Here is a 13,140-nt window from a genome sequence, read left to right on the forward strand (position 1 = left end):
TTTAGCAACAGTGTTCGCGTCGAACTAATACAAGCCATATGAATTTAAAATCTATTTTTTTGACAGCATTTATTTCTGGAATTGTGCTGTCACAAGGTCATGCACAGACGAATATATTTCCTGCAACAGGAAATGTTGGAATTGGTATGACAAACCCGGTCTATCAAATTGATGTCCGAAAGGCAGCAGAAAATAACCTATGGGAAAAAATTGTGCAATATACCGTTAGTGATGCCCCCAATGAAAGCCTGACAATTGCAAATGGTACGGCCATAAATGGACGATTTATACCCTGGATCCAAGCTTCCAGGACCTATAATGACGATTTTGCGCTTGGCATAGGAGCAAGTGTGCCTGAGACTTCAGACGTAGGTACTATGCCCATGGTGCGTTTCGACGCGCGTAGGAGTGCGGGACCACTGGTAAATCGGCCACTTTTCTCGTGGGGTAGCTATGAAAGTAATTACATGACCATGAATGCCAAAGGAAACCTGGGAATTGGCACCGATAACCCGCAGCAAAAGCTTTCCGTCAAAGGAAAAATCCAAGCAGAGGAAATCAAGGTAACAACTACAGCAACCGAGTGGCCAGATTATGTCTTTGAGGGAGATTATCAATTGAGTAGTTTACAGCAGCTGGAGACTTTCGTCAAGACCAATAAGCACCTGCCTGAAATGCCTACAGCAAAAGAAGTGGAACAAAACGGTATTCAATTGGGCGAAATGATCAAGAAGCTTCTTAAAAATAATGAAGAACTAACCTTACATGTTATTTCACTGCAAAAGCAGATCGACGAGTTAAAGAAAGAAAGTAAATGAAAATAAAGTTTATAACAACATTTCTGGCTATTATACCGGGGATCTTAATAGCACAATCCTCTGATCCTAATATCGAGGTAAATATGGAATCTCCAGCCTACGGGATTAACATAAAAACTAATTTTGCCTGGCAAAATGGAATATGGGCAAGAGGGTACCGAATTTCAAACCACAACAATAGTGAATATTTTATTCATTTCGGAGCAATGGGAACTTTCAATAACGGAATAAGTAAGCAAAATTATGGCTATATCGGTAAAGACTGGAACCAGACCTATATGGTATTTCTTCCTAACGGAAATATCGGTATTGGAACGATGGATCCGCAGGACAAACTTGCTGTAAAGGGAAAAATCCGGGCCGAAGAGATCAAGGTAACAACTTCTGCTGCGGACTGGCCTGATTATGTGTTTAAAGCAGATTATAATTTGCGAAGTTTAGCTGAAACGGAACGGTATATAAATGAACATGGCCATTTGCCCGATGTTCCAAAAGCAGAAGAAGCAGAAACTGAAGGAGTATCTCTGGGACAAATGAACAAAATTCTATTAAAAAAGATTGAGGAGATGACCTTACAGCTTATTCAATTGAATCATGAGGTAAAAATACAAACCGAACAGGTCAAATTACAATCAGAAAAAATAAAGTTGCTGGAAAGTAGATAGTGGTCATCAAATATTTTCAGTAAGTAGTTAACGCCCGAGGTAGGTAATTTAAACGATAAAGTTTTATAATTTAAAAATGAAAAGAATATTATTTCCGCTGTTGATGGTACTTTTGACTTTTGTCGTGAAAGGGCAGACTCCTGTACAGATTACAACAATACCAGGTAATACCTTCGTCTACGTCGGTAGCCTCGAACGTGCCGAAAACGATGTGTCAAATTCACAGAAAATTATCATTAAGATTTGGGGAGGATCCTGGTTCTCAGATTCCAACGGAGAGACAAGCTTTTATATTTCAAATAGAAATGGGTTAAAGGTGATTCAGACCATTGTAGGTCAATATTCCGACAATAAAATTTCTTTGAAAGCCTATAAAAATGGAACGAAGACAGATTTCTATATTGTCCCTAATCCTTACGATTATACATCGTTTGCGGTTAGCTCTTTTTCCTATGGGCATACGCTGGACTCCAAATTTGTACCGATCACCAGTCAGGTATCCCCGCCGTCGCTACCTGAAGTATCGTTCACTATCATCCCAACATTGATGACCGATGGAAGTGGAAATGTAGGCATTGGTGCGCCGGCATCACCTGGCCAAAAGCTTTCGGTCAACGGCAGTATACGGGCGCGTGAAATTAAGGTCGAAACGGTAAACTGGCCGGATTATGTGTTTAAGCAAGACTACAGGGTACCTTCGTTAGAAGAAGTTGATGAATTTATTCAAAGAAATAAGCATCTGCCCGATGTTCCAAAAGCGGAAGTCGTGGAAAAGGAGGGGTACTCGCTCAATGAAATGGATAAAATTTTGTTAAAGAAAATTGAAGAGATGACACTACAACTGATTCAGCTGAACGAAACCGTAAAGAAACAGGCTGCCGAAATCGATAAATTGAGGAATAAGTAAAGATGTTCACTCATTGCTGTAAGTCTAAGTTGCGGTATTTTATAAAAGCCGGGTTGTGTGACCTGGCTTTTGTCTATTTCGACTTCTTTTTTTGGGGCCACTGGATCCTCTACGAATAAATCGCTGGAGAATATCTTTTTTAGATTAAAAGGAGAATGATCATATTTATTTTTTATAAAATGATTTTCTTTATGTGTAATACTTGGGTTTTCAGTGTTTTATGATAATTAATATTTCGTTTTATTTTGTTCGTTTGTCATTTTAAGATATGAAATTTCAAATTATATTTTATTAATCCATTTTCATTTTTTACATTCGCGCATTGATAATTTTAAGCCCCTAACGCTTGCTAATTATTGACAAACTGTTATATAAGATTTGAATACCTATAATTCTTGTTTCTTTTGAGGCTTTAATCCTATTAAGTGCTTCAACCTGTAATGTGCTTGAAGCGCTATTGTATACAATGTCTTCAAGTGGTACAATGGATAGATCCTTTCTGTGCAGAATTTTCATGTCTTTTCAATTAACTTTTTGTAAATAAAAGATTTTTAGAGGTTTAATTTTGCTTTTTATATAAATAAAATTAACTATTTAATTATGAAAGAAAGAGGGGACAAACTTTACAAATTACAACTGTTGAATATTTTTAATAAAGGGGGGGGCCTGATAACCGTGTTTTTGATGTTATTCTTTTTTGAAGGATATACTCAGACAAATGACCCCTATCAACTCAAAAAAATAGGGCAGATGACACCCGAGGCAACTAAATTTGCAAACTATTATTACACACCAGCTGTTTCGGCAACTGGAACTGTCCCTATTGAGATACCACTATATGAAATTGATGTAGATGGACTCAAAATACCGATAAGCTTGTCATACCAAACTTCCGGAATTCAAGTAACGCAGCTCTCGGGTTCAGTTGGGCTTGGATGGTCGCTCAATGTTGGAGGAGGGGTTTATAGGAGTATCAATGGATTACCTGATGAATCTGTAGGAACAAATGGTGCAACATTTTTAGGTCAGGCATTCCCTGCATCCGCTTATTTAGCGAATAACATTAAAGCGAATACCCAACAGATGCAGTCCACGTTAGAATCATTTGCAACTAATGGAATTGATATAAATCAAGATAATTATTCCTATAATTTTCTCAATAATGCAGGTGGTATTTTCTTTAATAATAAACTGGAGTTAAAGCAACTAAATGATAATAAGTTGAGTTTTTCTTATGATTCCAAAGCGCTCAATAGTTTTCTCGTAAAAGATGATAATGGCAATAGCTTTAATTTTAATGTACGAGAGTATACGAGTACATATTCTAACCCGAGTAATTGGTCATCGAGTGGAGCAACAGGCTGGAAACTTAATGAAATTACAACTGTACATAATAAGAAAGTTAATTTTTCTTATATAGACTACTCTACCTCGTATAGCTATCCCAGCTCGAGTACACTTTTTCGTATAAAAGGCCTTAATACCGAAAAAGCAGGCAATTGTTTTGACGACCGTGAGGGGAGTAACACTATTTATACCTCCGTGAATAATGGCAATAAATTGATTAGCATGGTGAGTTCCCAAGACCTGACTATTGCATTCACTTATTCTGATGATGCCAAGGCTTCAAATTGGAAAAAAAAGTTGGATAAAATAGAAGTGAAAAATAAAAACGGGGATATTATCAGAAGAATTAAATTCAGTTATGAATTGTTTAAAGGCAATCCGCAGTTGAAACTTTCTCGACTGGCTTTTGAGGATACAGTTGGTGAGGAGAAGCAGGTCTATACATTTCAATATCATGAAGAATATGGTCTTCCGGAAACACTGACGTTATCGAAAGACGGTTTCGGATATTATAACGGGTATGATAATAAACATCTTCTATATATAGCTGGTACCAGTTGGACTGCATATCGAGATGTTTCTGATAATTATACCAGACAAGGTAGTTTAAAACAAATTAATTATCCAACTTCTGGGGGGCTCAAACTATATTATTCTGCAAATAAATCGGGAACACGTTGTGCTCCAGGGCTTAGAGTAGATAAAATTGAACTTTTTGATAGTGATGGTCTTGTCGTAAATACAAAGCAGTACGAATACGCCTCGCCCGAAGGCTTGTGGATAAGCTTTCCAGATAATGCTATTCGGGATTTTCCGGTTGATCAGGGGTATTTTGGAGCGGCTAGCTGCTATAGTTATTCTTCTGAAAAGACAATGAAAAAGAGTCATCTGCCATCAAATTTTTACTACAAGAAGGTTGTAATAAAAGAGGTCGTAAATGGAAAAGAAAGTACGACTGTTGAAAATTATGATGACCCTTTGCCATCAATTACCAATGATGCATTGGAAGGTTATGTTTTTCAACCAATTTTGACATCGAGGGAATTCTATAGTGGTAATGAAATAACCGGAGTTAAAGTTAAGTCTGAAAGCTTTAATTATACACCAGTAATCGGTACTACAGATGACGCAGATATGTATGAACCCTTTCCCTCCTTTCTCACAAATATGTACTTGTTAAGTTCTAATGGAACGGAAATAATGCATCCTTGCCTTAATTATCAGCCTGGATTATTTGTTAAAAGTACGCTACGTGCCAAATGGACCAAATTGACGGGAAAAGAAGAAAAGCTATATTCAGATGGAGTCAAATCGTCTTCTGTAGCTACATCCTATCAATACAATAACAATGACCACCGTTACCCGACAAACATTTTAACAAGCAGGAGTCAAGGGGGGACAATAAATCAAGAGATTAAATATCCGCAAGATATGATAAAGGGCTTGATTGATCCATTGGGCGTATATCAATTGATGTTTTCTAAAAATATGCTCAGTACAGCAATTATCTCAAAAGAGGATGTGGATGGTAGAGTCAAAGGACAAATGAGCGAGTTTACAAAAACATCTCATGGCTTCCCAGCATTAAGCGCAGTTAAGTCCCTAAATTCTGCAACAGGTGTTTACGAAGGACGTATTCGATACAATTTATACGATAAATACGGAAATGTCATTGAACAGCAGTTGGAAAAGGGCACACCTATGTGTATCTTATATGGTTACGCAGGCCAATATCCGGTTGCAGAAATTGAAAATGCCAGTTATGACCAGGTATTCAAAGTTTTGGGACAGACTACGATAAATGCACTGGATCAAGCCACTGTTTCTGACGCAACAATAGTTGCTGCGATGAATAAATTAAGAGCAGACAATTCAATGTCAAGATCGATGATAACAAGTTATACATATAAACCGTTGGTAGGAATAACGAGTAAAACTGATGCTCGAGGAGAAGTCGAAACCTATCAATATGATGGTATGCAGAGATTCCAGCACATAATTGATCGTTCGTCGAATATTGTTAAATCATTTAGTTATAACTATCGCGGAGAGATAATATATACCAACGATTTGAAAAGTAAAGTATTCCGCAAGAACAATTGCTCTGGCTTGGTAGGCTCTGAGGTTACATACACCGTTCCGGCAGGAAAGTATACATCAAAAATATCAAAATATGATGCGAACTTGCAAGCAAGCAATGATATTGACGCAAACGGACAGAACTATGCTAATACGAATGGAACCTGTCTTGATTGTCGTCGAGTCAAAATTATGATACCTCCAGCTGCTCTTCCAAATTTATACATTCGTTATCAGGATTGTACAACCTTAACCTATCAAGTAGTCGCAGCCAATCAATTGGATCATGATTATGTACCTGACGGCCAAGGACGTTATGCTTATTACGTTTGTGCACAAGCATTTTTTATTGGATTTAGATATGGTAGTTCTGGTACTGACCAAACTATCAATGGTGTAACTACTTCATGGCAAGAAAGCTGCAATTAATATGATTTTCATGAAAAATAGACAGAGTAATATGAATCTAGCTAAAAGAACTGTTTTTATTTTTTTGTCAACACTGTTATGTGCGATTGGATACGGGCAGGAATTGCAAGAAAACCCTGTTTTTAACGTTTATAATAATCAGACAGATATAAAAGCATTAAAAAGTATCACGTTAAAAAGTGGTTTTCACATTCCTGCAGGTAATACTGTGACAATCTCTATTGCGTCATTTCCATATTTGGTACGCAATATTAGTAAAGAACAGAATTACGTATTAACCAAGACGTTTAGAAGTCCGGGGGTCACCCCAAACAATATAGACCAACCGCGTAGCATTGGTGACGAAAATCAGACCATTCAATATTTTGATGGCTTGGGAAGACCATCACAGGTTATTCAGGTCATGGCCAGTCCCAAATATTTAGATATTTTACAATACAAAGAATACGATGGGTTTGGGAGAGAAAGTACGAGTTATCTACCACATGTTAAGAATAAGAACAAAGGTGGTAGTCTCCAGCCAGCGGATAGCATAAAATTAGACCAGTTGGCCTACTATTCTAATCCTTGGGACGCTGTTGTCAAGACCGGCAAGCCGTACGCTGTTGCATTACTAGAAAATAGTCCACTCGGACGTATTTTGGAACAGGGCGCGGCAGGCGCTGCATGGCAACCTGTGGCCACACGTTCGACAGTTAAGCGCAATTCAGCCGAAGGGCATACTATTGTCACCGAATATAGCATCAATGCCGCTGCTGACGTGCCCTTATGGAAAATAAAAGCGGACGATAAAAGTGCGGATAGAACAACAAATTATTCTGAGGGTGCGCTTAATCTAACCATTACTAAGGATGAAAACTGGATTGCTGATAGTGTAAAAGCTGGTACGACAGAGGAGTATAAGGATGCTCAGGGCCGTGTAATTCTTAAAAGAGTATGGGCCTCAAAAACCAAATCCCTCAATACCCATTATGTTTATGATAATTTTGGTAACCTTCGGTATGTCATTCCACCAGGATACAACGAGCCTGCTCTTGATGAAAGCAGTGAACCTTTTAAAGAACTTGTGTACGCTTATAAGTATGATGGCAGACAACGTTTAATTAAGAAGAAGATTCCGGGCAAAGGATGGGAGTATATTGTTTATAACAATAACGATCAGGTAGTCTTCACCCGTGATGCAGAACAGTTAAAACGAGGTGAATGGAGTTTTACCAAATATGATGTATTTGGTCGTGTTATATTGAATGGAATAGAGAGTGGACATAGTGGTGATGATCATGACAATCTTCAGAAAACACTCGCAGCGTATACTGGGGTACTGTGGGAGCAGCCTGGTTCAGGATTGGAAGGTTATACGAATAATGCGATTCCAACGAATTTGGGGAGTATGATTGTTCATAAAGTAAATTATTATGATAGCTATAGTGACATACCCAATCTGCCATTTACTAACCATTCAGGTTACAGCAATATGCTGAAAGGATTGCTGATTGCCACCAAGACGCGCGTGCTCGATTCTAATCCGGTACAGTGGATCTGGTCAGTAAATGATTACGATGATGACGCGCAGGTCGTAAGACAAAGCCGTACCAATCATCTTGGTGGAAATGATATTATTACTAATGAATATAATTTTTCAGGGCAATTGGTCAAAACGAGCCAAGAACATTCCACTCCGCTTAGTGGCCGTACGATCACTATTTCTACTAAAAACGAATACGATCATGTCGGCCGATTGTTAGAAGCAAAGAAAAGGATAAATGAACAACCAGAAGTTATTCAGGCTAAGTTGGCATACAATGAAATCGGCCAGTTGATCGGTCGGTCGGTTCATAGCGAAGATAATGGTGTAACCTTTTGGAATACTACTTCCTTTGCTTACAATGAAAGGGGGTGGCAAAGAAAAGTGGGAACGCCATTTTTCTCATATCAGCTAAATTATAACGTAGACAACGGGGGCACTGTGTTGAATAATGCGCAATATAATGGTAATATTAGTCAGCAGCAGTGGGGCCATAAGTTTGCAATGAATAGGACATTTAATTATACCTATGATAATCTAGATCGACTAATACTGGGTGTTTCTTTGGACAGTATAAAGATCAAAGAAGAACTGTCGTATGATGACATGGGAAATATAAAAAGTCTGAGACGCGATGATGGGACAGCTTTTGGTTATAATTATGCGAACGATAATAAGAGTAACCGATTGACGGGTTTAAGCGGAGGAATTGGCGGTAATTATACGTGTGATGATAATGGAAACTCACTTACCGACCGCCTTGGAATCACGCTTACGTATAATTATCTAAATCTACCTAAAAGTGCGAAACGTGTAGGCGGTACTGATCCCATTGAGATCTCCTATATATATGACGCCGGAGGAAATAAGCTGAGAAAAGTATCCTCAAAGGAGGGAGATAGAAATTATATTGGCGGAATTGAATATAGCGGAAACAATATTGAGCGAATCGGTACTGAGGAGGGGTATTTATTGAGGAATGGAACTAATTATTCCTATTATTATGCTTTGAAAGATCATTTGGGCAATATTCGTTCGGTGATCTATAAAAATCCGACCACAAATAAAATTGAGCCTATTCAAAAACAAGATTATTATCCTTTCGGCAAGACAAAGGGAATTTTGAGTGGCGGGAATAATAAGTATCTTTATAACGGAAAAGAAATACAGCAGGATTTAGGGGGGCAGTTAGATTATGGGGCGAGGTTATATGATGCTGAGATTGGACGGTGGAGCGTAGCTGATGCAATGGCGGACGAACCTGAACAGTTAGATAAATCTCCTTATGCTTATGGGTGGAACAACCCTGTAAATCTAACAGACCCTGATGGTAATTGCCCAAATTGTATTACAGCCGGTATAGGAGTATTGGTGGGCGGGGGTGTTGAGCTTGCTAGTCAATTAATTTCAGGAAAAAAATTAGATGAGGTTGATTGGGCAGATGTAGGCGTCGAAGCATTAAAAGGAGGATTATTAGGATCTGGCGTGGGAGCAGGAGCAGCAGCTGGTATCGAAGCGGGTGGGCTTGTAGCAAAAGCTACATTAGATGTTTCAAAAAAAGACGGAGTGAAAAATTATTTTTCAGGAACGAAATCTGGAGGAGAAACTCTTTATGATGGCGTTGTTGATTATGCTGGCGGAAAAGCTGTCGGAGCCCTTGGTAAAAAAATGACTACTTATGCTTCAAAAGCTGTTACAAAAAGCATTAAAACAGAAGTTAAGGCTGTAAAAGCAGTTGTTCAAGCTTCCAATAAATTCAACAAAGTCACAAATGGTGGACGACAAATGGAGGGAGCTAAATCCTTAGCAGCAACGTCGAAACTGGTTAGTGCCAAATCAACACTTCAAAATGCTAGTAGAGCAAGTGCGGCAGCAAAATCTAACCAAAAGTTGTTTACCGGAAATCATGCTACCGCCGTGAGAAATGGAGCAACAGCTGGATTTACTGAAAAATTAAAAAAATGGTTGGATATTAAATAATTATAAATGGAAAGGTTAAAATTAATATTATTTTTTGTTGTATTGATAGTAATTATTTCTGGCGGCCTTTATTGGACTGGCACCACTGGTGAAAAAGAAAAAATGGAGAGAGTTGAAATAGTGAATAAAAACCATGGATATGTACGAGGACTTGTTACCAAAATATTTTCTTATAAGGGGCATAGCATTCATGTTAAATACATAGTTAATGGTGTTGAATATGAAAGTCGTACTGGATGGGATTATAATCCGAAGGGAATTAATGAAGGGGATTCTATTTGGCTGAAATACGCAACTGAAGACCCAAGTTTAATTATTACAGAATTGGAAAAGGCTTATTAATCAGTCATGAACACGTATAAATTACTATTTTTATTTCTTTTAGCCACATTTAATGGTTATTGTCAAGAGGCTTTTGAAGGTGAAATTATTTATCAAAATAACTTCGAGAGCAAAGTGCCTAATGTTTCTAGTGAACAGATGAAAGCTCTCGTAGGCGAGAAACAAGAATATTTTATTAAATCAAGCAACTATAAATCTTACACAAATGGTATTGGTATAACCGTTCAGTTATATATCGGCGAAATGAATAAACTTTATAATAAGACGAGCGGATCGGACACACTTTATTGGTTTAATGCGGATGTAAATTCAGATTCGGTAGTTAATTCGGAGCTTATTAAAAATAAGGAGAAAATACTAGGTGAAGATTGTGATGCATTAGTTCTAACGACGAAAAGCGGGCAAACAACCTACTTTTTTTCATCAAGATATCCCATTAATGTCAGTAAATTTCAGAACCATAATTATGGAAACTGGAATTACTATTTATCAAAAGCAAAGTCTGTTCCATTGAAAATCGTGGTTGAAAATAAGCAATTTAAAATGGAGTCGGTAGCTCAAAAAATAGAAGCGATGGAACTTCCTGATGATTTCTTTGCAATATCAGCGGATACGCCAATAAAGAAATCGAGATAATTCAAGTTTTTAAAATACATTAATAGTGAATGGAGTTCTCTCATAGAGTTCTCCATTTTTTATCTCCGTAGCATTGACTTTTCGGTAGTTTCATCCTACCGATAACATAGTCCTTCTTTTACTGCAATAGCCCCTGAATGAAGCCTAAGTTTGTGTAAGATTTAAAAACACAACATAATGGCAAATCAATTTCTTATTAAAAACAGGCTAGACGATATAAGGACTCTATCAGCGGCAGAACTTACAGCATTAACAGACGGGACCTATGACGGACTGCGACTTTTAGGCTACCACCAGGCAAATGATACACCGGGCCCTATCAATTACTATATCAGTAACACTGCTGAGCAGGATAATGCCGGTAGCGTAATTGCAGTCGGTGGTAAAAAGCTGGAACATAAATTCACCCAACAAATTGATAGCAGATACTTTGGTACCAAAGGAGATGGCATCGCTGACGATGCGGATGCACTAATCCGATGCATCAAAAGTGCGTTATATCATAAAGCTCCTGCTTATATCCCAAAAACAGCTGCACATTATAACATAAGCAAAAATGTCCGGGTTCCGTTTGAAGTTGGCAGCAGAGTCAGGCTTGTCATTTTATCTAATGGTGCCTTGATTAAGCCCAATCAAAAGCTTACGTACAGTAAAGGTCAGAACATTTGGAACGTGACCCAAAACCGGGAGGTCAATGTTTTCAGCTTAGGGGCTGATGGAATATACCCTTATCCATCAAATTTGTACAATATTTTCGATAACAACGTTGGGCATAGCGTCGAGATTGACGGACTTGAATTTGATCTCTCGGTATATGATGCAGTTACGTCTGCTACTCCTTATAACAATGACATTGTTTCGGCATTTCAGATCTCTGCAGAAAGGATTAGGCTATCAAATATTCGCATCGATAACGGCATAGGAAGTGCGATTCGCTTAATGGGAAGCCGACGACTTAACCTTTCAAATATCACTGTGAATAACTTTGGAGGCCGCGACAAGAATCTTCCAATGACATTGCCTGATAGTTATGGGGATGCTTTGCATATCATGGGGACAAAATCCGGCGCCAGGTATGTGTTGGAGGGCTGTCATTTTGTAGGTAAGCAAACTGCCGGTAATTTTTCCCGCTGTGGTATTGTTCATGAATTTATGATCAATTATGATAACCGTGAGTCAAGCATGATCGTCCGGGATTCAACGATCGCAAACTTTTCCAAATGTTTTCATACAGAGCAGACCGGTTATTTTCGGAATACCTTTGAAAATGTCAAATTTTTTAACTTTAATATGTTAGCTGCAAATGCAGCCAGTATTTCGGATATTACCTACTTAAACTGCGATGTTGAACAAAAGAATGTAGACGGACTAGAACAATTGGAAGCTTCGATTCTATCGTATATTGAAAGTTCAGGCGACGCCGTGACGAAGTTTATCGGTGGGCGGATCAGCCAGATGACGACCATCCCGAACCGAAATGCACAGATTGGAAGTATTGTACTATTTCAGGGAGTCGATTTTTATAGTAATGGAAACAACCTGCGATTTTATGATGGTAAAAATGTTGTTTTTGATAGCTGTGTATTCAATGGTTTTGGTAGTGAAGACGCCAATCAATATTCGGTCTCGGGATGGGTGGCCAATGAAGCCGATTACTTTTTTAATAACTGCTCGTTTTTGAATAATAGCAATCGGTATTTTAAATCCGATAATCAATATCTACGTTTCCATGATTGTAAAAGTGAAAGCAAGGTGGATTCGTACACCTGCGGTAAAGATCGGCCGAAGAAATATTTTGTATCCAATATATTTCCGAAAGCTGACGATATCTTTCAGACTTATATCCCATTTGTTGGCGGTGCCAATATCGATCTGAGTAATTATATACCAAGGAGTTTTCTGGAAAGTTTGGGATTTTTTGCCGTCTTGGTCGGGACTAATAAAGATAACGGCAGAGGGTTCGATAATTTTAAGGAAATCGTACGTAACGAGCAAGGCTATTACCTGATCAATCCTTATTGGCATAGCTCGGGATGGTGGCAGTATGACCGACAGTTGAAAGGTACTATACCTGCTGGCTTTGAAGTCTCAACCTCAAATGGAGGATTAACCTGGTTGAATGCGCAGCGGGGAGCAAATGTGAATGGAGTCTACTTAATTGTCTTCAGTCGAAAATACTGGGAATATTTTAGCGATAAATGGATTAAAAATATTCCTTAATAAACCTGTAGCTCCCGCTCCCTTGAGTCCCTTAGTGAGTAAGGGACTTACTTACAGCTTAAAAATATTTTACAACTAGTCCTTATTTCAAGATGCATTGAGTGAAGGATATGGAAATATATAATATATATTACACTTGTTAATTAATATGTTTTTCTAGAAATTTTTTATAAGCTATTTTTTTTGAGAACG

8 protein-coding genes are annotated in these 13,140 nt (G+C 38.1%); all 8 read left to right on the forward strand.

Features of this window, described 5'->3' with window-relative positions:
* The first annotated feature begins 38 nt into the window (after positions 1–38).
* The 8 genes from AAH582_RS06510 to AAH582_RS06545 all read left to right on the forward strand — a co-directional run bounded on the left by AAH582_RS06510 (position 39) and on the right by AAH582_RS06545 (position 12,948).
* Positions 39–818, forward strand: a complete 780-nt coding sequence (locus AAH582_RS06510) for a hypothetical protein (RefSeq protein WP_343321589.1) — start codon at positions 39–41, stop codon at positions 816–818.
* Entirely contained in the window at positions 815–1,483 is a 669-nt protein-coding gene (locus tag AAH582_RS06515) for a hypothetical protein (RefSeq protein WP_343321590.1), read from the forward strand. The genes AAH582_RS06510 and AAH582_RS06515 overlap by 4 nt, the downstream gene beginning before the upstream one ends.
* A 76-nt stretch (positions 1,484–1,559) precedes the next feature.
* Positions 1,560–2,390, forward strand: a complete 831-nt coding sequence (locus tag AAH582_RS06520; RefSeq protein ID WP_343321591.1) for a hypothetical protein — start codon at positions 1,560–1,562, stop codon at positions 2,388–2,390.
* A gap of 600 nt (positions 2,391–2,990) precedes the next feature.
* Positions 2,991–6,245 (forward strand): DUF5977 domain-containing protein, encoded by a 3,255-nt coding sequence (locus tag AAH582_RS06525; protein WP_343321592.1) that lies wholly within the window; start codon positions 2,991–2,993, stop codon positions 6,243–6,245.
* A 10-nt stretch (positions 6,246–6,255) separates the two neighbouring features.
* Positions 6,256–9,750, forward strand: coding sequence for a DUF6443 domain-containing protein (locus tag AAH582_RS06530; protein WP_343321593.1), 3,495 nt, complete (start codon positions 6,256–6,258; stop codon positions 9,748–9,750).
* Positions 9,751–9,756: 6 nt separating this feature from the next.
* Complete coding sequence (locus tag AAH582_RS06535) at positions 9,757–10,092, forward strand: hypothetical protein (protein WP_343321594.1); 336 nt, start codon at positions 9,757–9,759, stop codon at positions 10,090–10,092.
* Between the two features lie 6 nt (positions 10,093–10,098).
* Positions 10,099–10,728, forward strand: a complete 630-nt coding sequence (locus AAH582_RS06540) for a hypothetical protein (protein WP_343321595.1) — start codon at positions 10,099–10,101, stop codon at positions 10,726–10,728.
* A 177-nt stretch (positions 10,729–10,905) separates the two neighbouring features.
* The gene (locus AAH582_RS06545) at positions 10,906–12,948 is read left to right on the forward strand and encodes a hypothetical protein (protein WP_343321596.1); all 2,043 of its coding nucleotides are present in this window, start codon (positions 10,906–10,908) and stop codon (positions 12,946–12,948) included.
* Positions 12,949–13,140: the final 192 nt, after the last annotated feature.

It is taken from the genome of Sphingobacterium multivorum (genome assembly GCF_039511225.1).
Taxonomy (GTDB): domain Bacteria; phylum Bacteroidota; class Bacteroidia; order Sphingobacteriales; family Sphingobacteriaceae; genus Sphingobacterium.

Coding starts and splice junctions, on each gene's coding strand:
- AAH582_RS06510 (WP_343321589.1), top strand. CDS start 39: ATGAATTTAAAATCTATTTTTTTGACAGCATTTATTTCTGGAATTGTG.
- AAH582_RS06515 (WP_343321590.1), top strand. CDS start 815: ATGAAAATAAAGTTTATAACAACATTTCTGGCTATTATACCGGGGATC.
- AAH582_RS06520 (WP_343321591.1), top strand. CDS start 1,560: ATGAAAAGAATATTATTTCCGCTGTTGATGGTACTTTTGACTTTTGTC.
- AAH582_RS06525 (WP_343321592.1), top strand. CDS start 2,991: ATGAAAGAAAGAGGGGACAAACTTTACAAATTACAACTGTTGAATATT.
- AAH582_RS06530 (WP_343321593.1), top strand. CDS start 6,256: ATGAAAAATAGACAGAGTAATATGAATCTAGCTAAAAGAACTGTTTTT.
- AAH582_RS06535 (WP_343321594.1), top strand. CDS start 9,757: ATGGAAAGGTTAAAATTAATATTATTTTTTGTTGTATTGATAGTAATT.
- AAH582_RS06540 (WP_343321595.1), top strand. CDS start 10,099: ATGAACACGTATAAATTACTATTTTTATTTCTTTTAGCCACATTTAAT.
- AAH582_RS06545 (WP_343321596.1), top strand. CDS start 10,906: ATGGCAAATCAATTTCTTATTAAAAACAGGCTAGACGATATAAGGACT.